This is a genomic window from Stenotrophomonas sp. AS012628, from assembly GCF_010608305.1.
In the GTDB taxonomy this organism is placed as follows: domain Bacteria; phylum Pseudomonadota; class Gammaproteobacteria; order Xanthomonadales; family Xanthomonadaceae; genus Stenotrophomonas; species Stenotrophomonas geniculata.
On sequence record NZ_VMBJ01000032.1, the window covers coordinates 31,014 to 56,452 of the forward strand.

The window sequence follows — 25,439 nt, forward strand, 5'->3', positions numbered from 1 at the left end:
CCGCACACGAGGACACACCGATGGCGACATTGCGCTGGTACTTCGACTTCGTCTCGCCCTATTCCTACCTGCACTGGCAGAAGCTGAAGCAGTTGCCACAGTTCGGGCAGATCCAGACCGTGCCGATCGCCTTCGGTGCGGTACTGCATCACCTGGGCAACCTGGGCCCGGCCGAGATTCCGGCCAAGCGTCGTTTCATCTACCGCCAGCTGCTATGGAACGCACAGGCCGAGGGCACGCCCCTGCACTTCCCGCCGGGCCACCCATTCAACCCGCTGTCCGCCCTGCGCCTGTGCCTGGCCGCTGGCGCCAGCACGCAAGCGGTGGACGTGCTGTTCGACTGGATCTGGCGCGAAGGCCACGCGGGCGACAGCCCTGAGGCCCTGCGCGAACCGGCCGCGCGGCTGGGTATCGAGGATGTCGCATCCGCCATCGCCGACCCGGCGGTGAAGGAACAGCTGCGGCGCAACACAGAGGCCGCGATCGCGGCCGGCGTGTTCGGGGTACCCACCCTGGCCATCGGCGACGAGCTGTTCTGGGGCAACGACGCGCACCCGCTGATGGCCGCGGTGCTGGCCGATCCGGGCTTGCTGCGGCAGCCCGAATGGCAGCGTGTGGCCAACCTGCCGGTAGCGGTGCAGCGCAGTCGCTGAACAGGGCGTGGCGCGTATCCCTCGCGCGCCGGGCTGGGATTTGAGATAGATTTCACGTTTCCGAACCTACAACCGCCCTGGAGGGGGAGCCGCGGATGCGCATCGGAATCGTCGTCGACTCGGCCTGCGACCTGCCGCCGGACTTCATCGCCACACACAACATCGTGCTGCTGCCGATCACCGTACGGATTGGCGAAGCCGTGCTGGCCGATCACCGCGATGAGCAGGCCACGCTGAGCTTCCTGCACGCGCACGTGGCCGAGCATGGCGCTGAAGCGGAGACCATCCCCTTCAGCGTCAACCAGATCCGCGACCTGTTCCTGCAGCAGCTGGTGATCGATTACGACCACGTGTTCTGCATGACCATCACCAAGACCCGCAGCCCGATCCATGACAACGCGCTGCAGGCCAGCTTTGCCATCCTCAACGACTACAAGCCGGTGCGTCAGGCAGCGGGCTACAACTCGCCGTTCGCACTGCGCGTGCTCGACACCCAGAACCTGTTCGCTGCCCAGGCGGTAACGGCGGTGGAAGCGGTGCGCCTGCGCGACAGCAACGCCAGCGTGCAGCAGATCCGCGAACGATTGGAGGAACTGGCGGGCAACGTGCATGGCTACATGGTTACCCGCGACCTGTACTACATGCGCGCACGTGCGCGGCACAAGGGTGACCGCAGTGTCGGCCTGCTCAGTGCAGCGCTGGGCAGCGCACTGGACATCAAGCCGGTGCTGCATGGCTACCGCGGCGAGACCGGGCCGGTGGCCAAGATCAAGGGCTTCGACAACGCCGTGCAGAAGCTTTTCGCGGTGGTCGGCCAACGTGTGCGTGCCGGGCTGATGACACCGACGGTGTGCGTCAGCTACGGCGGTGAGCTGGACGAGCTGCGCACCCTGCCCGGCTACGCCCAGTTGAAGGAGGTCTGCGCCACCCATGGCGTGGCCGTGTACGAATCGGTGATGAGCCTGACCGGCATGGTCAATGTCGGCAAGGGCGCGGTCACCGTGGGCTTTGCCGATGGGCCACATCGGTTTGAATGAAGGCCAACCGTGGCGGGAATCTGCACATCGATTCCACCAAGACTGTGCCAGCCTTGCCGCACTTCAAGGAGAACTCCATGCCTGCGCAGTACCACATCAGCCTGCCCGATCCCTCCAAGGCCCGCGGCAACGACCCTGACCTGTCCTTCCATTCGCAGGGCGCCGCCGGTTTCGCCGAAGAGCTGCAGGACGCCCTGCGCAGCGGCACGCTGTTCGAGCGCTGGAAGGCCAAGCAGCCCGACCCGGATGCGGTGGAACCGCAGTGGGGCGTGACCGATCCGGAGGCCACCGTGACCGGCGAGCAGAAGGACCTGCGCATCAACCTCGTCGCCACCACCCGCATCGACAGTGACGTGTTCAAGCAGCGCCTGCGCCTGCTGGCCGGCCACCATTGGGAACTGCGCGACGTGCGTTGAGGCACCCGCCCGCCGGGCATGGCCCGGCGTTTCCATTTCCCTACCAGCCACCGCCCAGCGCGCGGTACAGCTCCACCCGCGCGATTGCCGCCGTAGCCTGGCTGTTGGCCAGTGCGGCCTGGTTGTCCAGTGCGATGCGCTGGGTGGTCAGCACGTCCAGCATGTCGACCACGCCGGCCTGGTACTGCCGGCGCGCCGCACCGAGCGCGGTCTCGCTTTCGTCCACCGCCACGTGCAGCTGCACGGTGCGCTGCTGTTCGGCGGCGTAGCCATCGATGGCGTCGTCCACTTCATGCCAGGCCTGCAGCACCGTGCGCTGGAACTGCAGCGACGACTGTTGCTGCTGCAGCTTGCTCAACGCGAGGTTGGCCTTGAGCCTGCCGCCCTGGAAGATCGGCAGGCTGATCGACGGCCCGATGCTGAAACGGTGTGCGTTCCAGCCATCCAGATCATCCAGCTGCTTGGCCTGGAAGCCAGCGTCGCCATTCAAGGTGATACGCGGCAGGAAACTGGCCTTGGCCACGCCGATGCCGGCCGTTGCGGCATGCAACGCCGCTTCGGCGCGACGGATGTCAGGGCGACGCTCGGCCAGTTCGCTGGGCAGCCCCACCGCCACGGCCGGCAGTGCGGGCCAGTCACGGCATGCATTCTGCAGCTGCGCATCCAGTGCCTGCGGAGGCTGCGCCAGCAGGAACGCCAGTGCATTGCGCAGCTGCGATTCACGATGCCGCAGCGGCGCGATGCGTGCCTGCAGCGATGCCACCTGCGCGGACGCGCTGGACACCTGCAGCGTGCTGGCCACGCCCTGGCGTTGGCGTGCTTCGGTCAGGCGCTTGATGTCGTGGGCGATGCCGAGGTTGTCCTCGGTGATCGCCAGCAGCTGCCGCGTCGCGCGCAGCTGCAGATAATCACGCGCGGTTTCCGCCAGCAGCGCGATGCGCACTGCATGTGCATCCTCCTCGGCCATCTGCACACGCGCATCGGCGGCTTCCACCTGGCGGCGCACCCGTCCCCACAGATCCAGTTCCCAGCTCAGGCCGATGCCGGCCTGGAACAGCCCATAGTCATCACGACCGCCGTTGCCGGACGGATCGTTCAAGCCCACCTCGCTGTTGCGTGCGCGTGCGCCGCTGGCGGTAGCGCTGACGCTGGGCAGACGGTCGGCGGCGCTGACGCCACGCGCGGCGCGGCTCTGCTGCACGCGGTTGGCCGCCAGCTGCAGGTCCAGGTTGGCCTCCAGCACCTGGCTGGCCAGCTGTCCGAGCAGTGGGTCGTCGAAGCCGGCCCACCAGGCGGCGTCCTGATCGATCGCGTTGCCCGCGACGGCCTCGCCCTGCCAGTGACTGGGCAGTTCCGCCTGAGGACGTACGAAGTCCGGACCCATCGTGCAGGCAGCCAGGGCCGTGCACAGGCTGGCCGCAACGAAGGTGCTGCGGAACAAGGCAACTGCGCTCATGCGCCCTCCCCGGCCGCATGGCCCGGACTGTGCTTCACGCTCTGCGCGCGCGCGCGGCTGCCCAGGTCGACACTGGCTTCCACCGACATGCCGGCACGCAGCTGGTCCAGCAGCGGCTGGCCCGGCTCCAGCACGATCTTCACCGGAATACGCTGCACCACCTTGGTGAAGTTGCCGGTGGCATTCTCCGGTGCGACAGCGGCGAAGGTGACGCCGGTGGCCGGCGCGATGCTGTCGATGTGCCCGCGCAGCGGCTTGCCCGGGAACACGTCCACCTTCAGTTCGACCTGCTGGCCGGCCTGCATGCGGGTCATCTGTGTTTCCTGGAAGTTGGCGACCACGAAGGCACGCTTCAGCGGCACCACCGCGGCCACCGGTGTACCCGGGGTCAGGTAGGCACCTACGCGCACTGCACGACGACCGACCATTCCGTCGATCGGTGCACGCAGCACGGTGTGCGACAGATCCAGTTCTGCGCGGGCCTGCGCCGCTTCCGCGCGTTGCACCGCGGCCTGCGCAGCCTGCACACCGGCGGTCAGGATGTCGGTGCGCTGGCGCGCGGTCGACAGCGCCGCCTGGCCCTGCTGCAGGTGGGCACTGGCCACGGCCTGCTTCGACTGCGCCTGCTGCGCGTTCTGCACGGTTCCGGCGCCGTCACGGGCCAGTTCGCGGTAGCGCTGCTGGTCGGCACTGGCCAGGGTCAGTTCGGAACGGCTGACATCGACACTGGCCCTGGCCTGCGCGATCAGCGAATCCTGCTGGGCCAGTGCGGCCTGTGCGTTGGCGAGCTGTGCGCGGGCATTGGCAAGGTCGGCACGGGCCGCCTGCAGGGCGACCTGGTAGTCACGGTCGTCGATGCGGGCCAGCACGTCGCCGGCCTTCACCGACTGGTTGTCCTCCACCTCCACGGCACTGACGAAGCCGGGAATTTTCGGAGCCACCAGGGTGTAGTCGGCCACCACGTACGCATTGTTGGTGCTCTGGTGGCCAGAGTCGCGCAGCAGCAGCCAGGCGCCGATGGCCAGGGCCAGTACGCCCAGGCCCAGGCCGGTGTTGAGAGTGGTTCGATTGATCGTCATGAGGGGTTCCTGCGAAAGGTTCAGGCCACTGCACGTGGCGGGTGGATGCGGGTGGGCATCCAGGCAATGAGGGGAATGAAGGCCAGCGCCACCAGTGCGACCACCCAGTACAGGTCGGCCGAGGTCAGCGCCTGCACCTGTGCATGCAGGCGCGCGCCGAGCTGCGGGCCATCGGCCAGCCACGGTTGCTCGCCCAGGCGGTCGACCAGCACGGTGGAATGGAAATGACGGCGGCCTTGGGCGACGGCATCCAGTACGCCGCTGGCGAGCACCGCAGCGAAACCCTTGACCGTGTTGAACCACGCCGAGGCAAATGGGCCGTCCTGCGGCGCCAGGCCGCCGGTGGCCAGCATCAGCAGCGGCAGCACCGCCATCGGTTGTGCGAACACCTGCAGCAGCTGCACCCACAGGAAGTTGTCGCGGATCCAGGCCACGTCCAGGTGCGAGCCCAGCCAGCAGGCCAGCGCCAGCATCGCCAGGCCGGTGGCCTGCACCCAGCGGCAGTCCACCGCGCGGATGTTCAGCAGCGCCGCCACCAGCGGCAGCGCGATCACCTGCGGCAGCGCCACCCACAGCAGCATCGGTGCGGTCTGCAGCGGCCGGTAACCCTGCACGCTGGCCAGGAAACCGGACGGGATGGAGATCACCGCCAGCAGCACGAACAGCACGCCGCCCAGCGTCACCAGCGAGTAGCTGAGATTGCGGTTGGCCAGCAGTTGCAGCTTGAAGAACGGCAAGGGGTGGAACCATTCATTGATCATGAACAGCACCATCAGGCCGGCGCCCCCCCCGATCATCAGCGTGATCATCGGCGAGTCGAACCAGTTCAGGCGCGGGCCCTGCACCAGGCCCAGTACCAGCAGCACCAGCGCTGGCAGGCCGAGCAGCAGGCCGACCGTATCGAACTGGGCGAAGCGTTCCAGCCTCAGCGGGTCCTGTGGCAGACCCCAGCTGACCATCGCCATGGCGGCCAGGCAGTACGGCACGATCTGCCAGAACGCCCAGTGCCAGCCCACCTGCTCGACCCAGAACGCGGCCAGCGGCGTGCCCATGCTCGGGCCGAACGTCGCCGTCAGCGCGTAGCCGGCCAGGCCGTACAGCTTGATGCCCGGCGGCAGGAAGCGCAGCGCCACGCTCATCAGCAACGGCGGCAGTGCACCACCGCACAGGCCCTGCAATGCACGCAGCAGCAGGAACACTTGCAGGTTCGGGGCGAGCGGGCACAGCACGCCCAGCACCATGAAGCCACCGATCATCGCCAGCGCGAAACGACGCAGCGAGAAGGTGGCGGCACACCACGGCGCGAAGGCCATCGCACTGACCGACATCGCGCTGTAGAGGGCGACGATCCAGCTGCCGTCATCGACGCTGAAACCCATCGCGCCACGGATGTCGGCCAGGGCGACCTTGGTGATGTTCTCGTTGAAGCCCGACACCAGCACCGCCAGCAGCACGCCACACAGGCCGACCAGAACGCGGCGGTCGAGCCCGGGGGCGGCGGCAGGACGGGGCGCTGCAGCGGCCGGGACAGCGGCGGCCGGCGTACTCATCGCCGGGCACCGATCCGTGCAGTGCACGGCATGTTGGGGGTCATTGGAATGCGCTCAGTGAAACTCCGGGGAGCGCAGTCTAGGGAGCCGGTACCCTGCGAAAAATGGCGCGACCCGCATCCCAGGCGTGCACCAGGCGCACGCATGCAGATGTCAGCGCGAGGCCTCCCCTGCGCTTTCGCACATGGTCTTGATCGAGCGCCGCAGCCACTGGTGCGCGGCGTCGTTGTCCAGGCGCGGATGCCAGGCCTGCACGATGGCCGCGGTCCGCACCGGAATCGGCAGCGGGAACAGGCGCAACGGCAGGCGCATGTTGACGATCCGCTCCAGCATCACGCTTGGCATCTGCGGCAGGATCAGGTCCGATTCGGCCGCCGCGAAGATCGCACCGTGGAAGGTCGGGCTGATCAGCGCCACGCGACGCTGCAGGCCGAGCGTGGCCAGGTCATCATCGATCGGCCCACGTGGCAGGCCACGGCGCGACACCGCGATGTGGTCGCACGCGGCAAAGCGCTCGGCACTGATCTCCTCGTCGAACAGTGGATGGTCTTCGCGCGCTGCGCCCATGAACGAGGTACTGAACAGGTTCTGCACCTTGGTATCGGGCGCATGCTTGCCGGCCGTGCTGATGTACAGGTCGATCCGGCCCTGTGCCATCGCATCGTCGTCGGTATCGCCCTCGGGCACGAAGCGCAGCACTGCGCGCGGCGCCTGCTGGCGGAACAGCTCGCGCAGGCGTCCGCCGAAACCACCGACGAACACATCATTGGCACGCACGCTGAAGGTTCGCTCGAGCACGCGCATGTCTACTTCGCGACCGGCGTTGAAGACGCGGTGGGCCTGCTCGATCACATCGCGGACCTGCTCGCGCAGCTGCAGGGCGCGGGGTGTGGGCGCCAGACCGCGGCCTGCACGCACCAGCACGGGGTCGCCCAGCGCAGTGCGGATCCGGCCCAGGGTGCGGCTCATTGCCGGCGCGCTCAGGTTCATCCGGCGCGCGGCGGCGGCCACGCTGCACTCGTCAATCAGCACGTCCAGTGCCAGCAACAGGTTCAGGTCCGGCAGGGGCATGACAGTCTCCGGTAAATCAGATGACTCTACGGCACTTTCAACCACCATGGATTGCGTTCTACGCATTCATTGACTGCCGCGCACGGCATGGGTGCACGCAATGACATCGGCGACCATCCCCGGCCTGCCAAGGAGACATCCATGTTCAATACCCTGCTGGTCGCCCTGGACGGTGGCCCCCAGCACGCGCGCGTGCTGGACCTGGCCGCGGCCATTGCCGGCCCCCGCAGCCGCCTGCACCTGCTGTGCGTGCTCGACCCCGAATTCGCGCTGGCGGCCGATGCCAGCGAAGCCGACCGTATCGAGTACCCGGAAGCCGCCCGCCAGCGCTCCCGCGCCGAGGCGGTGCTGGCCGAAGCCCTGGCCGAGCTGCGCGAGCGCGGCGTCGATGCCATCGCGCAGATCCCCTCCGGCGACCCCGGCGAAGTCATCAGCGACCAGGCCAGGCGCCTGAAGTGCGACCTGATCGTGATCGGCCACCGCCACCTGTCCCGGCTGGAGCGCCTGTTCGAACCCTCGATCGGGCAATGGACCATCGATCACGCCCCCTGCCCCGTGCTGGTGGAAACCCGCGACCCACAACCCTAGCTGCCATGGCCTCCCGTTCCCCCTTGTTTCCCACCCGGGTCAGCTACCGTGCCTTCGGCCGCCAGTTCGGCCGTGGCGAGCAGGCGCTGCTGGCGGCGATACGCCAGCTGCGTGACCCCGATCTCGTAGCCGATGGACTCGCACAGCTGCGCGGCCTCGGCCTTGATCCTGAAGGCTGCGACGCGTTCATCAACCTGCTGCCGCTGCTGGCCGCGCCGACGGCACCGATCGACCTGTTGCCCGCCGGCTCTCCGTTCATTGCCGCCAGCGAACTGGACCTGCTGGTCTGCCTGCTGCGCATCGCACAATGGCGGCATGCGCGCCCGCGCGAAGACGACACGCTGGCACCGTTGCGCCAGCAGCTGGCGCGCTGTGCGATAGCCGTGCAGGCGGCAAAACTGCCGTTGCGACAGCGCTCGTTGTCACCGGTCGGGCTGAGGCTGCTCGATCCCACCGGCTGGCTGCGGCAGCGATGACCCGGCCGCGCGGACCGTGCGCAATCGCGCACAGGGAGCGGCTACCTGGCGTGCTCAGCAATCCATCCTGCCGTGCGCACTGCCTTCGTCGTCGAGCACGTGCGCATGCAGGATCACCTGGTTGCGACCGGCGCGCTTGGCGGCATACAGGCCGGCATCGGCGTCCGCCAGCAACTGATCGGCACTGGCCAGGGCCGGCGGATGCAGGTAGCCCACTCCGATGCTGATACTGACCGACCCTTCCGGCAGTGGCAGCGCTGCCACCGCCTCGCGCAGGCGCTCGGCCAGCGCCAGCACGCCCGAGAGCGGGCTTCCCGGCACGATCACGGCGAATTCCTCGCCGCCATAGCGAGCAACGCTGTCACCACCGCGACCGGCTATGGCCTTCAGCACCCCGGCCACCGCCTGCAGGCAACGATCACCAGCCGGATGGCCGTGCTGGTCGTTGAAGGCCTTGAAGTGGTCGATATCCACCAGCAGCAGGCCCAGCTCGGTGCCGCTGCGCCGTGCGCGATTCCACTCGGACATCAGCCGTGCGTCGAATTCGCGACGGTTGGCCACGCCGGTCAGGCCATCCTGCCGCGCAAGTTGATCCAGTGCTGCCTGGCGTTCCAGAAGATCCGCCTGGAGCAACACGCTGCGCAGGCCGAAACCAAGGGTAGCTACGACGAAGCCCGCGACCGCCAACGGCCGCGCATGATCGACCACCAACGTGCCGACCACCAGCAGCAGCAATGGCAGGATGATCGGGCCGGCGGCCTGCACCGTCCGCGCCAGCCTCTGGTGTGCCGTGGTGCCTGTGTCCGGCGCCGTGTCCAGCGCCAAGCAGGCAATCAGCAGAAAAGGTACGTCGATCAGCAGATCGTTGAACGCACCGAATGCATCATCGGATGTGTAATGGTTGATGTAGTAGGCCACCAGCAGATAGGCCAGAGCGTACAGCGCCAGTGCGCGGAAGAATCTACGCCGTTCGGGCACGTCGCCGGCCAGCCATCGCACCACGGCGAACCCGGCGATACACAGATTCTGGATGTCGAACATGCGCTGCATGTTGGACATCGCATGGGCGTCGACCTCGACACGGGCGGCAAACGATGCGGTGTGCACGAAGAACAGCACCCCCAGCAACGCCGCCATCGCCGCGTCGATCAGGCTGATGCTCAAGCGCTCGCGGCGTGCCCGGGCCAGGATGAACACCAGCGGCACGCCATACAGCACGTACAACAACAGGCTGACGCGCGGGGTGAAGTCAGCCCGGCCGGCGCCCAGCGCATCCACCATGTTGAACGTCATGCCGCCGGCCCACAGCAGCAGTGCCATCGCGGTAGCACGCCAGCCCAGAGCGGCGCGGTCACGTTGCGCCCGCACCAGGCACGCGGCAGCGGCCAGCAGCGGCGCACCGGTCAGGAATACGAAAGAGCCTACGCCCGCCGGGCTCGGCCAGAACGCCACGACCAGCCCATGGCAAAGCACGTACAGCATCGCCAGCACTACCGGCATGCATCCCCCCGATCCGCAAGGCCGTATGGCCGCACCATAGCGCGCCTGCACGCCACAGCGGCGTGATCCACTGCGGCAAAACGACACTCCGCGTGCACCACCGGAACGCCCTCAGCCGTGCAGGGCGCGGGCGTGGTGGGCGATGTGCTCCCCGATGAAACTGGCGATGAAGTAGTAGCTGTGGTCGTAGCCCGGCTGCAGGCGCAGGGTCAGCGGATGGCCGGCGGCATCGCAGGCCTGCTGCAGGCGCTGCGGCTGCAGCTGGGTCTGCAGGAATTCGTCCGCCTCGCCCTGGTCGACCAGCAACGGCAGGCGCTCACGGGCCACAGCGACCAGCTCGCTGGCATCCCATTGCGCCCAGTCCGCCGGGTTGTCGCCCAGGTAGGCATGGAAGGCCTTCTGCCCCCACGGCACGTGGCTGGGTGCAACGATCGGCGAGAACGCCGACACGCTGCGGTAGCGCCCCGGGTTGCGCAGCGCGATCACCAGCGCACCGTGACCGCCCATCGAGTGGCCGCTGATGCCACGCGCATCGGTGACCGGGAAATTCGCCTCGATCAGTGCCGGCAGTTCCTGTGCCACGTAGTCGTGCATGCGGTAGTGCTTCGCCCACGGCGCACGGGTGGCATTGAGGTAGAACCCCGCCCCCTGGCCCAGGTCATAGCCTTCGGCATCGGCCACGTCATCGCCGCGCGGGCTGGTATCAGGCGCAACGATGATCACACCGTGCTCGGCCGCATAGCGCTGCGCGCCGGCCTTGGTGATGACGTTCTGCTCGGTGCAGGTCAGGCCGCTCAACCAGTACAGCACCGGCAGCGCCTGCGTTTCCGCCTGCGGCGGCAGGTACACGGCGAACTGCATGTCGCAGCCCAGCGTGGTGGAATGATGGCGGTAGACGTCCTGCCAGCCGCCGAAACAGGCGCGGTGTTCAATGCGTTCCATGGTGCTCTCCTGCGCGGCGCGCCAGCGCACGCGTACTTCTGGTAGATGCCGACCTTGGTCGGCTTATCCACGCGCGGCGTGGATGCCTTTGTTGATCCGTTCATCCAGCTGCGCCAGCAGGCGCAGCAATGGTTCGACGCCAGGCTGGCCATCAAGATTGCGAGAGGCCGCCACCGCCACATCGCTGCGCGGCGGCCACTGCCCGGCCGCGCGCGCCTCGTAGAGGCGCGGCAGGAATACCTGCGCAAGCCATTGCTCGAATGGCATGCCATCGTCGCTGCCGAAGGCCGAGGTCACCGTACGCGCTGGCCGCACCTCGCCCACTACCCAGCCCAGCGCACGCAACGCCTGCTCGATCGGGGCCACCAGCGCCGCGCGCGGGTCTTCCGCACGCGGCCGGCGCAGGGCATCCAGCCAGCCCATGACGCGGCTCAGTAGTGCACCACCGAACGGATCGACTTGCCTTCATGCATCAGGTCGAAGGCGTCGTTGATCCTGTCCAGGTCCATGGTGTGGGTGACGAACGGGGCCAGTTCGATATCGCCCTTCATCGCGTCTTCCACCATGCCCGGCAGCTGGCTGCGGCCCTTCACGCCACCAAACGCGGTGCCCATCCACTTGCGGCCGGTCACCAGCTGGAACGGACGGGTGGAGATCTCCTGGCCCGAACCGGCCACGCCGATCACCACGCTCTGGCCCCAGCCACGGTGCGCGCATTCCAGCGCCGCGCGCATCACGTTGACGTTGCCGATGCACTCGAAACTGTGGTCCACACCCCAGGTGGTCATCTCGACGATGACCTGCTGGATCGGCTTGTCGTAGTCCTTCGGATTGATGCAGTCGGTGGCGCCGAATTCGCGCGCCAGCTCGAACTTGGACGGGTTGGTGTCCACCGCGATGATGCGGCCGGCCTTGGCCTGGCGCGCGCCCTGGATCACCGCCAGGCCGATGCCGCCGAGGCCGAACACCGCCACGCTGTCGCCTTCCTGCACCTTGGCGGTGTTGTGCACCGCGCCGATGCCGGTGGTGACGCCGCAGCCGAGCAGGCAGACGTGTTCCGGGTTGGCGTCCGGGTTGATCTTCGCCAGCGAGACTTCGGCAACGACGGTGTACTCGCTGAAGGTCGAGCAGCCCATGTAGTGGTACAGCGGCTCGCCGTTGTAGCTGAAGCGGCTGGTGCCGTCGGGCATCACGCCCTTGCCCTGGGTGGCGCGCACCGACACGCACAGGTTGGTCTTGCCGCTCTTGCAGAACAGGCATTCGCCGCACTCGGCGGTGTACAGCGGAATCACGTGGTCGCCGGGCTTGACGCTGGTCACGCCCTCGCCCACGTCCACCACGATGCCGGCGCCTTCATGGCCCAGCACCACCGGGAACAGGCCTTCCGGGTCATCGCCGGACAGGGTGAACGCATCGGTGTGGCAGACACCGGTGTGGGTGATCTTGACCAGCACTTCGCCCTTCTTCGGCGGGGCGACGTCGATCTCGACGATCTGCAGCGGCTGGCCGGGACCAAAGGCGACGGCGGCACGGGACTTCATGGTGGCTTCTCCAGGATCAGGCGGGAATGGGATGGCAGGACGATCGACGCGATGTGGCGCCGATGCTTATTTCAGGTACGAGCGGATCAACGCGCTCATGTCGCGCACGCGTTCGGCGCGTTGTTCGTCGGAGGCTGCGGGTTGCCCGAACTCCTCGCGCAGATGGGCCTCCATCACTTCGGACATCAGGCCGTTGACCGCGCCACGGATGGCCGCGATCTGCTGCAGCACCGGCCCGCAGTCGGCACCGGCTTCCAGCGCGCGGTCCAGCGCATCGCACTGGCCGCGGATGCGGCGCACGCGGGCCAGGACCTTCTTCTTCTCCTCGGGGGAGTGCGGCATGACGGGGCCACCTCGGAACTATACTGGGGGATAGTATACATGCGCGGACGGATGAAGCCACATCATGCATGCCGGGGCATGCGCTACGGACAGATCAGCCTGCAAATATGAATGAATAGTAAATAGATTCAATTGTTACTTTTTCATGGCCTAGGGTGTCGCATTCGCCCTTGCGTTTATCCCTGAGTCACATTGGCGTGACCAGGGAGAGATCATGTACCGACCGTTGTTCGCCCGCAGTCGCTTGTCTGTCGCGTTGGGTTCGGCATTGGTGCTGGTGGCCGCCGCACCGGCCATGGCGCAGCAGGCCGCCACGCAGGAACAGGAGGCCGAGCCCGCCAGCAGCAAGACCCCCGTGCAGCTGGACCGGATGACCGTCACCGGCTCGCGCATCTACCGCGCCGGCTTCGACACGCTGGAACCCGCTGCGGTGGTCAGCCGTGAATCGATCGAGAACTATGGCGACACCAACCTCATCGACGCGGTGACCCGGATTCCCGGGGTCAGTGCAGGCGTCAGTTCGCGCGGCGACCAGGCCGGTTTCGGTGCGGGCGTCAACTTCGCCAGCAAGTTCGGCCTGGGCAGCAATCGCCTGCTGACCCTGGTCAATGGACGCCGCTTCGTGACCTCTACCCCGCCCACCATCTTCGGTGCCGGCGGCGGCTCGGGCATCCAGGTGGACATGAACGCCATTCCCAGCGTCATGGTGCAACGCATTGAAAGCCTGAGCGTTGGCGGTGCCCCCACCTATGGCTCGGATGCGATCTCCGGCGTCAACAACATCATCCTGCGCGACAAGTTCGATGGCGCCGAAGTCGAACTGGGCTATGGCAGAACCAGCAAGAACGACAACGAGCGCTACTCCTGGTCGGCCATCTTTGGTACCGGACTCGCCGATGGGCGTGGCCACATCGTGGTGGCCGCGGAACTGGACAATGCCGACGGCGTGAACGCGCTGCAACGTGATTTCTACCGCCAGGGCTACAGCCTGCAGGCCAACCCCACTGCAGCCAATGCTGGCAACTTCCAGCCCCTGCGCCGGCCAACCAATGATGGCCGCATCGACGGCAGCATTCCCTTCAATACCGGACCGGCCGACGGCATCCCCGACCAGGTCTGGATCCGCAACCGGCGCATCGCCAGCATGACCTTCGGTGGCCTGGTGATGCCGGCGACCGGCAGCTACACGCGCAACGGCTTGGGCGACATCCTTGGCTTCGGCCCGAACAAAGACAAACTGTGGCAGTTCAACAACGAGGGCAAGCTGGTCGAATTCAATCCCGGTACCAGCTATGCGGGCGGCAACGCCTCCGGCGGTGACGGGCTGAACCTGTTCGAGACGGTGCCGCTGATCGCCGACCTCGAACGACGCTCGGTGTTCTCCACCGGCAGCTTCGACTTCACCGACAACGTGCGCGGCTTCTTCGAGCTATCGCGATACGAAGCGACCGCCCGCGAAACCCTGGACCAGAACGTCTACAACGCCGTGTCCTTCGGCAATGCACGCCTGGATGGCGGCGGTACCGCCAGCGGTGCGCTGACCTTCAGCGCCAGCAATCCGTTCCTGAGTGCGGAAACCCGCAAGATCCTCGCCGACAACGGCATCACCTCGTTCCGCCTGTCGCGCTCTTCGCGCGACCTGTCGATGAACAACGCCAGCACCGAGACCCGCCTGACCCGCGCGGTGCTCGGGCTGAACGGCTTCTTCGAGGTTGGAAAGCGCAGCTTCAACTGGGAAGCCAGCGTCACCCATGGCCGCGGTGACTTCGACTACCTCGGCACCGGCCTGATCCAGCAGAACTTCATCAATGCGATCAACGTCACAACCGACGCCAGCGGGCGCATCATCTGTGACGCCACCCGCCCGGGCACCACGGCCGATGCGAACTGCCGCCCGCTGAATCTGTTCGGCGAGAACCAGGCGTCGCGCGAAGCCCTGGACTACGTCTCCACCCGGACCGTGGCCAAGGCGCAGACCCGCCAGACCGTCATAAACGCGTCGGTATCCGGCGGCCTGTTCGATCTGCCCGGCGGCGAGCTGTCCGCCGCGGCCGGCTTCGAGCACCGCCGCGAAGAAGGCTCCTTCACCCCCAGCGAGTACCAGCGCCTGGGCCAGGGTCGTTCGGTGCCGACCCAGGCGGCGGAAGGCAAATACCACACCAATGAAGTGTTCGCCGAAGTGCTGGCACCGCTGTTCAATCCCGACTGGGGCATCCCGGGCCTGCATCGCCTGGACCTGACCGCCAAGTTCCGCCGCGTCGACAATTCCGTCGCCGGCGCGTTCAATGCGTTCACCTACGGCATCCAGTACGAACCGATCGCCGGCCTGCAGCTGCGCGGCAACAAGACCCAGTCACTGCGTGCGCCCTCCATCGCCGAGCTCTACACCACCCAGCAGCCGGCCTACTACAACATCCCGGAAGTGTGCTCGCTGGACAACATCAGCGGCGGCTCCAATCCGGCGGTGCGTCGCCGCAACTGCCAGGCGTTCTTCGCCGCCTACCCGGGCGCCGATCCGAACACCTTCCGCCAGCAGCCGACCAATACGCTGGGCTCGACCAACGGCAGCACCCGCCTGCAGAACGAAACGGCGAAGTCGTGGACGGCCGGCATCGTGTTCGCGCCGGAGTGGATCCCGGGCCTGCGCGTCGCCGCCGACTGGTATGACATCAAGATCAACAACGTGATCACGTCGCTGAGCGCCAACGACATCATCACCGGTTGCTTCGACACTGCCGACTTCAACGCCGCCAACGTGCCAAACGCCAACCGCTTCTGCGGCCTGGTGACGCGTGATCCGAACACCGGCGTGGCTACCAGCATCAAGACCGAGTATGGCAACGGCCCGGTACTGATGTTCCGTGGCTGGACCGCCGAAGTCGGCTACCGTTGGGACCTGTCGCGCTTGGGCGTGCTGGACCTGGACTTCTACGGCTACATGCCGAAGAACCGTGGCCAGGCCGCGAACCGGGACGTGCCGTTCGTCGAACAGGCGGGCAGCTTCAACGAGCCCAAGCGCCAGTTCCGCTGGACCGCCCAGCATCGCATCGGCAACTGGAACTACGGCGTGGCCTCCAACTACACCAGCCGCGCCCAGTACACGATGACCGATACCCCGGAAAGCCGTCAGTACTTCTACCGCGACAGCTGGACCACCTGGGACGCCAACGTCACCTACCGCATCACCGATGCCGCACGCGTGACGCTGTCGGTAATCAACGTGGGCGACGACATCGGTCCGTTCCCCTATGTATTGGATGCACTGGGCCGTCGCTACATGGCCAGCCTGCGCTACAACTTCAAGTAGGCCAGCCACAGCGGTTTCACAGGCGGGGCCCGCTATACGGGCCCCGCTCAATCAAACAGACCTTGTTCCGCCAACCGGGTCAGCTCATCCACCACATAGCGAACCTTCGGCCGCAGGTGCCGGGTTGGCGGCCACAGCGCATGAATGTCGATGTGCCGCTGCATGTGCGCGTCCAGCACCAGTTGCAGCGCGCCGGAATCCAGATGGCGGCGCACCAGTGAAATGGGCATCTGGCAGATGCCGAGGCCAGCGATGGCCGCTTCGATCACCGCATCGCCATCATTGAGTTGATAGGGCGCACCGGGAATGAATGTTCCCTCGTCCTGCTCGCTGCCGATCCGCCACCAGACCGGCTGGCCATGGCGGAAGCCGACGATGCTGCGGTGCTGCGCCAGTTCCTCCACGGTGGCCGGCACGCCGTGTGCCTGCAGGTATTCCGGCGATGCGCAGGTGACCAGCCGCTGGCGCCCCAGCCGCCGCGCCACCAGATGCTCTGCCTGGTGCAGCCCACCGAAACGGATCAGCAGGTCGATGCCTTCCTCGACCGGATCGACGAAGTGATCGGTGAAGGTCATCGTCAACTGCAGGTCCGGGTACTGCCGGCACAACCGCAGCAGCACCGGCAACACCACCAGCCGCCCGAACGAGGACGGCATGTCGATGCGCAGCCGCCCGCTGGGCAGGCCGGCCGAACCCAGGCAGGCCTCGGCCGCGGAGATCTCTTCCAGCGCCGCCGCACAGGAGGCGTAGTACGCCTCGCCATCGGTGGTCAGCGCGATGCGCCGCGTGGTGCGATGGAACAGGCGCACCCCCAGCCGTGTTTCCAGCCGCGCGATGGCCTTGCCCACTGCTGAGCGCGAGATGCCCAGCGCATCGGCAGCTTCGGTGAAGCTGCCCGAGCGTGCGGTGGTGACAAAGGTCACCAGGCCATTCAAGGATTCCAGCGGCAGCATCGTTCGCACTCCATTGGGGACAAATAGTCCCGCACCAAGGGAGATCGAAGCGCTTTATGCGCCTGCATGTCAACTCCATCCTGTGTGCATCGCGCCGCTGGCGCCTCCCCCGCATCGAGATGACAGATATGACCGCCGCCCTCTTCCGCCCGTTCGACCTTTCAGGAACCGCCCTGCGCAACCGCATCGCGATGGCCCCGATGACCCGCGCCCGCAACCCCGGCGTCGTGGCCAACGAACTGACCGCCCAGTATTACCGGCAGCGTGCCAGCGCCGGCCTGATCATCAGCGAAGGCACGCCGGTCTCGCCGCAGGGCCAGGGCTACATCGACGTGCCGGGCATCTGGTCGGCCGAACAGGTGGCCGGCTGGAAGCTCGTCACCGAGGCGGTGCACGCCGCGCAGGGCACGATCTTCGCCCAGCTCTGGCACGTCGGCCGCATGTCGCATTCCTCGCTGCAGCCCGATGGTGGCCAACCGGTCAGCGCCGGCACGCGCCCGGTGGCCAGCGCACCGAAGAACACCTCGTTCGTGTATCTGGCCGATGGTAGCCGCGGCCATGCCGATCCCACCCCGGCACGTGCACTGGAGACCGCCGAGATCCCCGGCATCGTCGACGACTTCGTGCGCGGCGCGGACAACGCCATTGCGGCCGGCTTCGACGGCATCGAGCTGCATGCCGCCAACGGCTACCTGTTCGAACAGTTCCTCAACCCGCTCATCAACCAGCGCGAAGACTGCTACGGCGGCTCGCTGCCCAATCGTGCGCGCTTGATCCTGGACACCGTCGATGCAATGGCGCAACGCATCGGTGCGCATCGCATCGGCGTGCGCCTGGCACCGAACAACCTCACCTTCGACATGCCCTTCTACCCCGACAACGAAGCCACCTATCTGTACCTGGCCGAGGAACTGGGCACGCGCGGGCTGGCCTATGTGCACCTCAACGACAACCTGCAGGCGGGCCAGTCGGTGCTGGGCGAGGCGTTCCTGCAGCAGTTCAAGCAGGCCTACGGTAGCACCGTGATCCTGGCCGGTGGCATGACCCGCGAACGCGCCCTGCAGCTGATCGACGCCGGCACCATCGACCTGGCCGCGTTCGGCCAGCCGTTCATCGCCAACCCGGATCTGGTCGAGCGCCTGCAGCACAACGTCGCGCTGGCCACGCCGGACCGCAACACCTATTACGGTGGCGGCGAGGCAGGCTACCTCGATTACCCGCGCGCACAATAGAGCCACGCCACGCGTGGATGCGGGCGTACACTGCCCGCCCGCATCCACCGGATCTGCCCATGGATACGCCCACCGCGTCATTCATCGTCAATCTCGATGTCCCCGATCTCGCCGCTGCCGAAGACTTCTACATCCGGGCCTTCGGCCTGCGCATCGGCCGCCGTCTCGGCCCGGGTGCCGTGGAGCTGCTCGGTGGGCCAGCGCCGCTCTACCTGCTGCACAACGACGCCGGCAGCGCCGCCACCGAAGACGGCGACGTGCGCGACTACGAGCGCCATTGGACGCCGCTGCACCTGGATTGGGTGGTGGATGACATCGACGCCGCGCTGGTACGTGCAGTCGCAGCCGGAGCGACGCTCGAGCAGTCCGTGCGCGAGCGTCGCTGGGGACGCATCGCCGTGCTGGCCGATCCGTTCGGCCACGGCTTCTGCCTGATCCAGTTCAGTGCTGAAGGCTACGACGCGCTGGTCGAATGACCGTTGCACCACTCACCACGGCAAAGGCACTGCCTCGCCATTGGCACGCTCGCCGTAGTACAGCGACGGCAGCAAGCGCGAGAGGAAACTGAACTCCGTGTAGCAGTGCTTGAGCAGGCCCAGGCCGACCGCATCGCCGGCATCGCGGTGCGGATCAGCGCTGTCCAGGCCCAGCACGAAGCGGCTGCGCAGCACACAGCCGAACGGCGTATCGCGTGCCACGTGCAGCATCTGCCCGTCGCAGGGATCACCGTTTGCATCCAGGCGCACGTGGTCGCCGAAGCCGATGCGCGCGGCAATCACCGCCGATACATCGCCGGCATCCTGTGCCGCCTGCAGGCGCTCTGGCACCAACAACGTGCGCGGATCATGGAACTTCAGGCGCGCCGCCACCGGCGGAATGTCGGCCAGCGATTCCACCGCATGGATGCTGGCACCGTGGTAGCTGCGCCCGCGCTGCCACGCCGCGTCCCAGCCGCGATGCTCGACATGATCAACCGGATGCCACCAGCGGATGTGCTGGGTGGTCTCGAAGAAGGTGAACCACCAGTCCAGCATGCGGCCCTTGCAGCCGTGCAGATCGGTACGCACCGCGACAAGCAGGGTGCCATCTTCGCGGCGCTGGATGCCGGTCTCCAGGTGCATCGGCGCCGGGTCGAGCAGATCGTGGTGGTCCAGCCAGGCGCGTGCGTTCACAGCGGTATCCATCGGGGTCTCCTGCGGTGTTGGGAGACCCGACAATACGGAAACGTTATTCGTTTCGCAATTAGCCGGATGCGGTAAGATGGGGGCAATGAACAGCCCCCCCCTGCCCGAGCCCACAACACCGAGCCGCCGCCGCGGCCGCCCCGCTCGACCGGAAGCCGAGGTCCGCCACGCCGTGCTGCAGGCCACGCTGGAGCTGCTGCTGGCACAGGGTTACGAGGCGACCACGATCGAAGCGGTGGCGACCCATGCCGGGGTGGCGAAGAAGACCGTGTACCGCCACGCCAGCAACCGCGAGGAACTGGTCGGGTTGGCGGTGCGCGAATGGACCGACGGCTTCGCGCCGCAGCTGCAGCGCGATGCGCACGGTGCCGACGAGGTGCTGCCGTTGCTGCAGGACATCCTGCAGGCGGTCTGCGCGCAGGCGCTGTCGGCGCAGGCGGTGCAGGTGTTCCGCCTGCTGGCCACCGATTTCCCCGGCAAGGACGCGCTGCTGCAGGCCTATCTGGACAATGGCATCGAACGCGGCCGAGCGCTGCTGGCTGACTGGCTGGCGCGGCAGCAGCAGCGCGGGCTGCTGCGCGAGGGAGATCCTGTTCGCATGGCGCGACTGATTCTGGCAATGGCCGTGGCCGAGCCGCTGCGCGAACGCGTGATCGGCGTGGTGGCCGAGGATGCGCCGGTGGAGGTGCACCTGCGTGAGTGCCTGGCGTTGTTGGCGCCGGTGTTGCGGGTGCCGTAGGGTTGCCCCATCCGCGCATGGACGACAGTGGGTGGTGGGTGCCGTCCGTTGGTCGGCACCACATCCTCCATCGCAACTCATTCGCGCAGCATATCCACGAACGCGCGCAGCGCACCGGGCATCTGCCGCTGCTTCGGGTAGTACAGCGCGAAGCCGGCGAACGGTTCGCTCCAGTCTTCCAGCACCGCCACCATCTGCCCCGAATCAATGTAGGGCCTTGCCGTGTCTTCCAGTACGTAGGCCAGGCCGATGCCATCAAGCACTGCACCCACGACGGTGCCCTGCTCACTCAACGTGAGCCGGCCCGGCACATCGATCTCCAGCGCTTGCCCGCTACGCTCGAACTGCCACTTGTAGAGATGCCCGCTGGCGAAGCGGAAGCGGATGCATTCGTGTGCCGCCAGGTCCCGCGGATGCTGTGGTGCCGGGTGTCGCCGCAGGTAGTCCGGCGAGCCGACAATCAGCCCGCGCAGCGGTGGCCCCATCGGCACCGCCACCATGTCCTCGGGCACGAACTCGTGCAGGCGCACGCCGGCGTCGTAGCCCTCGGCGACGATGTCGACCAGGCCATCGTTCTCGGTCAGCTCCACCCGCACGTCGGGGTGAGCGTGCAGGAAGCGCGCCAGTCGCGGCCCCAACTGGGTCGGTACCGCCGCGCGGGTGGCGTTGATGCGCAGCAGGCCAGCCGGGGCGGCACGGAATTGGTTCATCTCTTCCAGCGCGTCATGCACCTGGCCCAGCGCCGGCTGCAGGCGCTCCAGCAGGCGCTGCCCGGCCTCAGTCAGGGCCACGCTGCGGGTGGTGCGATGGAACAGGCCCACCCCCAACCGCTCTTCCAGCGCGCGGATCGCATAGCTCACCGCCGAGGTCGACAGCGCCAGCTCGGCACCGGCGCGGCGGAAGCTGCGGTGGCGGGCGACCGCGGCAAACGCGGCCAGGTGGGTGAGGTTGTCAGTGGCCATGATTGTGCAGTTCCACTTGATGAATCATGCCGATATCCGAGATTCCTGCCGCTGGGAACGGGGCGTATTGTAAAACGCCTTTCGATAAACCCTGCCAAGGATTCCCCATGTCCCTCGCCCGTGGTTACGCCGCCCATTCACATACCGACCCGCTGATTCCGTACGAGTTCGAACGCCGCGCGGTCGGCCCGGACGATGTGCGCATCGAGATCCTCTACAGCGGCATCTGCCACTCCGACCTGCACCAGGCCCGCGACGACTGGGGTGGCTCGATCTACCCGATGGTGCCGGGCCACGAGATCATCGGCCGCGTGACCGAGGTCGGCAGCAACGTCACCCGCTTCAAGGTCGGCGACCACGCCGGCGTGGGCTGCATGGTCGACTCGTGCCGCCACTGCGACGCCTGCGAGCACGACCTGGAGCAGTACTGCGCCGAAGGCGCGACCTGGACCTACAACGGCCGTGAACGCGAAAGCGGCGCACCGACCTACGGCGGCTATTCCGACCACGTGGTGGTCGAGCAGCGCTTCGTGGTGAAGGTATCCGACACCCTCGACCTGAAGGCGGCCGCCCCGCTGCTGTGCGCCGGCATCACTACCTGGTCGCCGCTGCGCCACTGGAAGGTCGGCCCGGGCCAGAAGGTTGGCGTGATCGGTCTGGGTGGCCTCGGCCACATGGGCGTGAAGTTCGCCAAGGCACTCGGCGCGCACGTGGTGATGATCACCACCACCCCGGAAAAGGGGGCCGATGCCAAGCGCCTGGGCGCCGACGAAGTGCTGGTCTCGCGCGATGCCGCACAGATGAAGGCACATGCCGGCAGCTTCGACTTCCTGCTCAACACCATTCCGGTCGGCCATGACACCAACCCGTACATGGGCCTGCTCAAGCGCGAGGCGACCATGTGCCTGGTCGGCGTACTGACCGAACTGGACCCGCCGCTGACCGGTGGCAGCGTGATCTTCGGCCGCAAGCACCTGACCGGCTCGGCGATCGGCGGCATGGCCGAGACCCAGGAAATGATGGACTTCTGTGCCGAGCACGGCATCGTCAGCGATGTGGAGATGATCGACATCAAGAACGTCAACGAAGCCTGGGAACGCATGGCGAAGAACGATGTGCGCTACCGCTTCGTGATCGACATGGCGACGATGAAGAACGCGGCCTGATCCAAGGCAGGTGTGAAAAAGAAAAACCCCGGCACTGCCGGGGTTTTTTCATCGCGTGCCGACCAAGGCCGGCACCCACCCAACATCATCAATACGCGAACTCGCGGAACACCGGATCGACGTCGTCGTGCCAGCGGCCATGGAACAGCGCCAGCTTGCGCTCGGCCGGGGTCAGGCCGGATTCGACGATCTCCTGCAGCACGTCCAGGAACTTGCTCTCATCCTGGCCGTCTGCATTGCGCGCCGCGCGGCGCTTGAGGCCTTCAACGGAAATCTTCACCGCTTCGCGGGCCAGGTCGCGCACGCTGCCATTACGGAACGGCAGGTTCATTGCATGCTTCGGCACGCCGTCGCGCAGTGCATGGCGCTCGGCCAGGGTGAAGTCACGCACCAGGTCCCAGGCGGCATCCAGTGCGGTGTCGTCGTACAGCAGGCCGACCCAGAACGCCGGCAGCGCGCACAGGCGGCTCCACGGGCCACCGTCGGCGCCGCGCATTTCCAGGTACTTCTTCAGGCGCACTTCCGGGAACGCGGTGGTCATGTGATCCGACCAGTCGCGCAGGGTCGGCAGCGCACCCGGCAGCACCGGCAGCCTACCCTGCATGAAATCGCGGAAGCTCTGCCCGCTGGCGTCGTGGTAGATGCCATCGCGGTAGGAGAAATACATCGGCACGTCGAGCAGGTAATCGACATAGCGCTCGTAACCGAAGCCATCCTCGAACACGAAGTCGAGCATGCCGGTGCGGTCGGCGTCGGTGTCGGTCCAGATGTGCGAGCGGTAGCTCAGGTAGCCGTTGGGCTTGCCTTCGGTGAACGGCGAATCGGCGAACAGCGCGGTGGCGATCGGCTGCAGCGCCAGCGACACGCGGAACTTCTTCACCATGTCCGCTTCGGTGGCGTAGTCCAGGTTCACCTGCACCGTGCAGGTGCGGGTCATCATGTCCAGGCCGAGCGAGCCGACCTTGGGCATATACGAGCGCATGATCTTGTAGCGGCCCTTCGGCATCCACGGCATCTCATCGCGCTTCCACTTCGGCTGGAAGCCCATGCCGAGGAAACCCAGCTGCAGTTCGCCGGCCACCTGCGCCACTTCATTGAGGTGGGTGCCGGTTTCCACGCAGGTCTGGTGGATGGTCTCCAGCGCCGCTCCGGACAGTTCCAACTGACCGGCCGGTTCCAGCGTCACCGAGGCACCATCGCGCAGCAGGGCGATGGTGTTGCCATTCTCCTGCACCGGCTCCCAGCCGAAGCGGACCAGCCCATTGAGCAGCGCTTCGATGCCGCGCTCGCCTTCAAAGGTCGGCGGGCGCAGGTCATCCAGGCGGAACCCGAACTTCTCGTGCTCGGTGCCAATGCGCCACTGCGCGCGGGGCTTCTCGCCGGAGGCGATCACCTCCACCAGCTGCGAGCGGTCGGTAATGGGGGTATCGGCGACGTGGCTGGGGCTCGACAAGGGGAAGGCTCGCTGGACGGTGGCGGGGGATGTGGGGCTCGGAGCCTTCCATCGCAAGGGCGCACTATAGCGTGGCGACCCGTTGCGTCATGCGACGGAGACGGTTTTCAGCATCCTACCGACGCCCTCTTGACCCTCGTACACTCGGGGGCATGAGCCGCCATTCACGACACCCCGAACTGCACCGCTCCGAGCGCGTCGGCTGGCTGCGTGCCGCCGTGCTGGGGGCCAACGATGGCATCGTCTCGGTGGCCGGCCTGGTGGTCGGCGTAGCCGCCAGCGGCGCCTCCGCTGCGACCATCCTGGCCACCGGCGTGGCCGGCACCGTGGCCGGCGCGATGTCGATGGCGGCCGGCGAGTATGTCTCGGTGCAGACCCAGGCCGACACCGAAGACGCCGACCTGGCGATGGAAAAACGCGAACTGCACGAAGATCCGCACAGCGAGCTGGAAGAGCTGGCCGCGATCTACCGCCACCGTGGCCTGGAGCCGGCGCTGGCACGGCAGGTGGCCGAACAGCTCACCGCCCACGACGCACTGGGCGCCCACGCCCGCGACGAGCTGGGCATTACCGATACCCTGCGCGCCCGCCCGCTGCAGGCAGCGCTGGCCTCGGCCGGCGCCTTCACCTGCGGTGCGGCACTGCCGGTGCTGACCGCGCTGCTGGCGCCGGTCGACAAGGTCGCGATGATGACCACCGCCAGCACCCTGCTCGGCCTGTGCCTGACCGGCGCAATGGCAGCCCAGGCCGGCGGCGCACCGCCGGTACGCGGCGCGATCCGGGTGATGTTCTGGGGCGCGCTGGCGATGGCCGCAGCCGCCGGCGTCGGTCGCCTGCTCGGCGCACACGTGACATGACCGCCATGCTGCCCGCGGCCACCGCACTGCTGGCTGAGATGGCCAGTCTGGCCGGCTGCGAGCGCGCCGACGGCTATGCCTGCATCACCGCACGTCGCGAGCATGGCGCCAGCTCGGTGGAGATTCCGCAACCGCAGTTCGCGATCCTGCTGGAAGGCCGCAAGCAGGTGCGTACCGCTCATCAGTCTCTGGCGTTCGTTCCCGGCGACATCCTGCTGCTGACCCAGCGCTGCCGCATCGATGTGGTCAACACCCCCGACCCGCGCAGTGGCCGTTACCTCAGCGCCATCGTGCCGCTGTGTGCCGAAGTGCTGGCGGCCGCTCGCACGCTGTGGATCGAGGGGCTTCCCGCGCCTGGCCAGGCGATGGCGCGGTTGCCGTTGATCGAACATGGCGCGGTACTGCGCCAATGGCGGCAATCGCTGCAGGACGGGCGTTACAGCGAAGCACGATTGACGCTGGCCTCGCTGGTACTGACCTTGTGCCGGCAGGGCCACGGCAACCTGCTGCTGCCGCAGGCGCCGAGCCTGGGCGAACAGATCCGCGACCGCATCGCCGCCGAACCGGCACGCGATTGGCAGTCGCGCGATGTGGAAGAACAGTTCGCGCTGAGCGGCGCGACCCTCCGCCGCCGGCTCGCTGCCGAGGACACCAGCCTGCGCCAGCTGCTCACCGAGGCACGGCTGGCGCATGGCATGCAGCTGCTCTACACCACGGACCTGCCGTTGAAGACCGTGGCCGCACGCGCGGGCTATCGGTCTGTGGCGAGTTTCAGCAAGCGCTTCGCCGAGCAGTACGGGCTGGCTCCCACAGACATTTGAGGGGGTTCGGCAGGGCTGCGCCCTGCACCTGCCGAAGCGAGTGCAAGAGCCAAAGCAACAGCAACAGCGGGCTATCCGCGGGATGGCGGGGCACTGTGGGTTTGCGGGGACGCC

25 protein-coding genes are annotated in these 25,439 nt (G+C 67.1%); 12 read left to right on the forward strand and 13 right to left on the reverse strand.

The features are described 5' to 3' along the window. Nucleotides 1-20 precede the first annotated feature (20 nt). The 3 genes from G5A07_RS14445 to G5A07_RS14455 all read left to right on the forward strand — a co-directional run bounded on the left by G5A07_RS14445 (nt 21) and on the right by G5A07_RS14455 (nt 2,106). Nucleotides 21-653 carry a 2-hydroxychromene-2-carboxylate isomerase gene (locus G5A07_RS14445; protein ID WP_191863489.1) on the forward strand — a complete coding sequence of 211 codons (633 nt, stop codon included), beginning with the start codon at nt 21-23 and terminating at the stop codon, nt 651-653. A 95-nt stretch (nt 654-748) separates the two neighbouring features. Beyond that, a complete protein-coding gene (locus G5A07_RS14450; protein ID WP_071305844.1) occupies nt 749-1,690 on the forward strand; it encodes a DegV family protein in 942 nt (313 codons plus the stop codon). A 77-nt stretch (nt 1,691-1,767) separates the two neighbouring features. Beyond that, nucleotides 1,768-2,106 carry a hypothetical protein gene (locus G5A07_RS14455; RefSeq protein ID WP_071305891.1) on the forward strand — a complete coding sequence of 113 codons (339 nt, stop codon included), beginning with the start codon at nt 1,768-1,770 and terminating at the stop codon, nt 2,104-2,106. 40 nt (nt 2,107-2,146) lie between these two features. On the opposite strand, the gene G5A07_RS14460 is transcribed toward G5A07_RS14455, so the two are convergent. The 4 genes from G5A07_RS14460 to G5A07_RS14475 form a co-directional block, all read right to left on the reverse strand. Beyond that, a complete protein-coding gene (locus tag G5A07_RS14460) occupies nt 2,147-3,562 on the reverse strand; it encodes an efflux transporter outer membrane subunit (protein ID WP_191863490.1) in 1,416 nt (471 codons plus the stop codon). Beyond that, complete coding sequence (locus G5A07_RS14465; protein ID WP_010480866.1) at nt 3,559-4,641, reverse strand: HlyD family secretion protein; 1,083 nt, start codon at nt 4,639-4,641, stop codon at nt 3,559-3,561. Before G5A07_RS14465 ends, G5A07_RS14460 begins: the two co-directional genes overlap by 4 nt. A 20-nt stretch (nt 4,642-4,661) precedes the next feature. Beyond that, on the reverse strand, nt 4,662-6,191 hold the full coding sequence (locus tag G5A07_RS14470; protein WP_180867906.1) for an MFS transporter: 1,530 nt from the start codon (nt 6,189-6,191) through the stop codon (nt 4,662-4,664). Nucleotides 6,192-6,344: 153 nt separating this feature from the next. Then, on the reverse strand, nt 6,345-7,262 hold the full coding sequence (locus G5A07_RS14475) for a LysR family transcriptional regulator (RefSeq protein WP_010480868.1): 918 nt from the start codon (nt 7,260-7,262) through the stop codon (nt 6,345-6,347). 141 nt (nt 7,263-7,403) lie between these two features. On the opposite strand from G5A07_RS14475, the gene G5A07_RS14480 reads away from it, so the two are divergent. Both G5A07_RS14480 and G5A07_RS14485 read left to right on the forward strand, forming a co-directional pair. Further along, a complete protein-coding gene (locus G5A07_RS14480) occupies nt 7,404-7,850 on the forward strand; it encodes a universal stress protein (protein ID WP_043400104.1) in 447 nt (148 codons plus the stop codon). A gap of 5 nt (nt 7,851-7,855) precedes the next feature. Beyond that, entirely contained in the window at nt 7,856-8,326 is a 471-nt protein-coding gene (locus G5A07_RS14485) for a hypothetical protein (protein ID WP_049480536.1), read from the forward strand. Between the two features lie 54 nt (nt 8,327-8,380). Here the strand turns inward: G5A07_RS14485 and G5A07_RS14490 are convergent, their stop codons facing one another. The 5 genes from G5A07_RS14490 to frmR form a co-directional block, all read right to left on the reverse strand. Further along, complete coding sequence (locus G5A07_RS14490) at nt 8,381-9,826, reverse strand: GGDEF domain-containing protein (protein ID WP_191863491.1); 1,446 nt, start codon at nt 9,824-9,826, stop codon at nt 8,381-8,383. A gap of 111 nt (nt 9,827-9,937) precedes the next feature. Then, nucleotides 9,938-10,768 (reverse strand): S-formylglutathione hydrolase, encoded by an 831-nt coding sequence (fghA, locus tag G5A07_RS14495; RefSeq protein ID WP_191863492.1) that lies wholly within the window; start codon nt 10,766-10,768, stop codon nt 9,938-9,940. Nucleotides 10,769-10,831: 63 nt separating this feature from the next. Then, nucleotides 10,832-11,191, reverse strand: coding sequence for a YqcC family protein (locus tag G5A07_RS14500; RefSeq protein ID WP_010480873.1), 360 nt, complete (start codon nt 11,189-11,191; stop codon nt 10,832-10,834). Between the two features lie 8 nt (nt 11,192-11,199). Continuing rightward, a complete protein-coding gene (locus tag G5A07_RS14505; protein WP_010480874.1) occupies nt 11,200-12,309 on the reverse strand; it encodes an S-(hydroxymethyl)glutathione dehydrogenase/class III alcohol dehydrogenase in 1,110 nt (369 codons plus the stop codon). A 66-nt stretch (nt 12,310-12,375) separates the two neighbouring features. Continuing rightward, nucleotides 12,376-12,651: a formaldehyde-responsive transcriptional repressor FrmR gene (gene frmR, locus G5A07_RS14510; RefSeq protein WP_005411009.1), complete on the reverse strand. Its 276-nt coding sequence runs from the start codon at nt 12,649-12,651 to the stop codon at nt 12,376-12,378. A 214-nt stretch (nt 12,652-12,865) separates the two neighbouring features. On the opposite strand from frmR, the gene G5A07_RS14515 reads away from it, so the two are divergent. Beyond that, on the forward strand, nt 12,866-15,958 hold the full coding sequence (locus tag G5A07_RS14515) for a TonB-dependent receptor (RefSeq protein ID WP_191863493.1): 3,093 nt from the start codon (nt 12,866-12,868) through the stop codon (nt 15,956-15,958). 47 nt (nt 15,959-16,005) lie between these two features. On the opposite strand, the gene G5A07_RS14520 is transcribed toward G5A07_RS14515, so the two are convergent. Then, complete coding sequence (locus tag G5A07_RS14520; RefSeq protein WP_043400088.1) at nt 16,006-16,911, reverse strand: LysR family transcriptional regulator; 906 nt, start codon at nt 16,909-16,911, stop codon at nt 16,006-16,008. 128 nt (nt 16,912-17,039) lie between these two features. Between G5A07_RS14520 and G5A07_RS14525 the strand changes: the two genes are divergently transcribed. Together G5A07_RS14525 and G5A07_RS14530 are read left to right on the forward strand one after the other, a co-directional pair. Further along, complete coding sequence (locus G5A07_RS14525; protein ID WP_191863494.1) at nt 17,040-18,143, forward strand: alkene reductase; 1,104 nt, start codon at nt 17,040-17,042, stop codon at nt 18,141-18,143. Between the two features lie 59 nt (nt 18,144-18,202). Continuing rightward, the gene (locus G5A07_RS14530; RefSeq protein ID WP_109814479.1) at nt 18,203-18,619 is read left to right on the forward strand and encodes a VOC family protein; all 417 of its coding nucleotides are present in this window, start codon (nt 18,203-18,205) and stop codon (nt 18,617-18,619) included. A gap of 12 nt (nt 18,620-18,631) precedes the next feature. Here the strand turns inward: G5A07_RS14530 and G5A07_RS14535 are convergent, their stop codons facing one another. Further along, complete coding sequence (locus tag G5A07_RS14535) at nt 18,632-19,327, reverse strand: hypothetical protein (RefSeq protein WP_049411723.1); 696 nt, start codon at nt 19,325-19,327, stop codon at nt 18,632-18,634. Nucleotides 19,328-19,403: 76 nt separating this feature from the next. Between G5A07_RS14535 and G5A07_RS14540 the strand changes: the two genes are divergently transcribed. Further along, nucleotides 19,404-20,066: a TetR/AcrR family transcriptional regulator gene (locus G5A07_RS14540; RefSeq protein WP_191863495.1), complete on the forward strand. Its 663-nt coding sequence runs from the start codon at nt 19,404-19,406 to the stop codon at nt 20,064-20,066. 77 nt (nt 20,067-20,143) lie between these two features. Here G5A07_RS14540 and G5A07_RS14545 read toward each other — a convergent pair whose 3' ends face one another. Then, a complete protein-coding gene (locus G5A07_RS14545; protein WP_049411730.1) occupies nt 20,144-21,028 on the reverse strand; it encodes a LysR family transcriptional regulator in 885 nt (294 codons plus the stop codon). A gap of 107 nt (nt 21,029-21,135) precedes the next feature. On the opposite strand from G5A07_RS14545, the gene G5A07_RS14550 reads away from it, so the two are divergent. Beyond that, complete coding sequence (locus G5A07_RS14550) at nt 21,136-22,194, forward strand: NAD(P)-dependent alcohol dehydrogenase (protein ID WP_005419275.1); 1,059 nt, start codon at nt 21,136-21,138, stop codon at nt 22,192-22,194. Nucleotides 22,195-22,282: 88 nt separating this feature from the next. Here G5A07_RS14550 and G5A07_RS14555 read toward each other — a convergent pair whose 3' ends face one another. Beyond that, nucleotides 22,283-23,647 (reverse strand): glutamate--cysteine ligase, encoded by a 1,365-nt coding sequence (locus tag G5A07_RS14555; RefSeq protein ID WP_049452780.1) that lies wholly within the window; start codon nt 23,645-23,647, stop codon nt 22,283-22,285. Nucleotides 23,648-23,799: 152 nt separating this feature from the next. On the opposite strand from G5A07_RS14555, the gene G5A07_RS14560 reads away from it, so the two are divergent. After that, nucleotides 23,800-24,504 carry a VIT family protein gene (locus G5A07_RS14560; protein ID WP_032129894.1) on the forward strand — a complete coding sequence of 235 codons (705 nt, stop codon included), beginning with the start codon at nt 23,800-23,802 and terminating at the stop codon, nt 24,502-24,504. Next, on the forward strand, nt 24,501-25,325 hold the full coding sequence (locus G5A07_RS14565; protein WP_191863496.1) for a helix-turn-helix transcriptional regulator: 825 nt from the start codon (nt 24,501-24,503) through the stop codon (nt 25,323-25,325). The genes G5A07_RS14560 and G5A07_RS14565 overlap by 4 nt, the downstream gene beginning before the upstream one ends. Nucleotides 25,326-25,439 lie beyond the last annotated feature (114 nt).

Coding starts and splice junctions, on each gene's coding strand:
- G5A07_RS14540 (WP_191863495.1), top strand. CDS start 19,404: ATGGGGGCAATGAACAGCCCCCCCCTGCCCGAGCCCACAACACCGAGC.
- G5A07_RS14450 (WP_071305844.1), top strand. CDS start 749: ATGCGCATCGGAATCGTCGTCGACTCGGCCTGCGACCTGCCGCCGGAC.
- G5A07_RS14465 (WP_010480866.1), bottom strand. CDS start 4,641: ATGACGATCAATCGAACCACTCTCAACACCGGCCTGGGCCTGGGCGTA.
- G5A07_RS14560 (WP_032129894.1), top strand. CDS start 23,800: ATGAGCCGCCATTCACGACACCCCGAACTGCACCGCTCCGAGCGCGTC.
- G5A07_RS14520 (WP_043400088.1), bottom strand. CDS start 16,911: ATGCTGCCGCTGGAATCCTTGAATGGCCTGGTGACCTTTGTCACCACC.
- G5A07_RS14490 (WP_191863491.1), bottom strand. CDS start 9,826: ATGCCGGTAGTGCTGGCGATGCTGTACGTGCTTTGCCATGGGCTGGTC.
- G5A07_RS14550 (WP_005419275.1), top strand. CDS start 21,136: ATGTCCCTCGCCCGTGGTTACGCCGCCCATTCACATACCGACCCGCTG.
- G5A07_RS14470 (WP_180867906.1), bottom strand. CDS start 6,191: ATGAGTACGCCGGCCGCCGCTGTCCCGGCCGCTGCAGCGCCCCGTCCT.
- G5A07_RS14505 (WP_010480874.1), bottom strand. CDS start 12,309: ATGAAGTCCCGTGCCGCCGTCGCCTTTGGTCCCGGCCAGCCGCTGCAG.
- frmR (WP_005411009.1), bottom strand. CDS start 12,651: ATGCCGCACTCCCCCGAGGAGAAGAAGAAGGTCCTGGCCCGCGTGCGC.
- G5A07_RS14535 (WP_049411723.1), bottom strand. CDS start 19,327: ATGGATACCGCTGTGAACGCACGCGCCTGGCTGGACCACCACGATCTG.
- G5A07_RS14475 (WP_010480868.1), bottom strand. CDS start 7,262: ATGCCCCTGCCGGACCTGAACCTGTTGCTGGCACTGGACGTGCTGATT.
- G5A07_RS14455 (WP_071305891.1), top strand. CDS start 1,768: ATGCCTGCGCAGTACCACATCAGCCTGCCCGATCCCTCCAAGGCCCGC.
- G5A07_RS14480 (WP_043400104.1), top strand. CDS start 7,404: ATGTTCAATACCCTGCTGGTCGCCCTGGACGGTGGCCCCCAGCACGCG.
- G5A07_RS14515 (WP_191863493.1), top strand. CDS start 12,866: ATGTACCGACCGTTGTTCGCCCGCAGTCGCTTGTCTGTCGCGTTGGGT.
- G5A07_RS14525 (WP_191863494.1), top strand. CDS start 17,040: ATGACCGCCGCCCTCTTCCGCCCGTTCGACCTTTCAGGAACCGCCCTG.
- G5A07_RS14545 (WP_049411730.1), bottom strand. CDS start 21,028: ATGGCCACTGACAACCTCACCCACCTGGCCGCGTTTGCCGCGGTCGCC.
- G5A07_RS14485 (WP_049480536.1), top strand. CDS start 7,856: ATGGCCTCCCGTTCCCCCTTGTTTCCCACCCGGGTCAGCTACCGTGCC.
- G5A07_RS14500 (WP_010480873.1), bottom strand. CDS start 11,191: ATGGGCTGGCTGGATGCCCTGCGCCGGCCGCGTGCGGAAGACCCGCGC.
- fghA (WP_191863492.1), bottom strand. CDS start 10,768: ATGGAACGCATTGAACACCGCGCCTGTTTCGGCGGCTGGCAGGACGTC.
- G5A07_RS14530 (WP_109814479.1), top strand. CDS start 18,203: ATGGATACGCCCACCGCGTCATTCATCGTCAATCTCGATGTCCCCGAT.
- G5A07_RS14565 (WP_191863496.1), top strand. CDS start 24,501: ATGACCGCCATGCTGCCCGCGGCCACCGCACTGCTGGCTGAGATGGCC.
- G5A07_RS14460 (WP_191863490.1), bottom strand. CDS start 3,562: ATGAGCGCAGTTGCCTTGTTCCGCAGCACCTTCGTTGCGGCCAGCCTG.
- G5A07_RS14445 (WP_191863489.1), top strand. CDS start 21: ATGGCGACATTGCGCTGGTACTTCGACTTCGTCTCGCCCTATTCCTAC.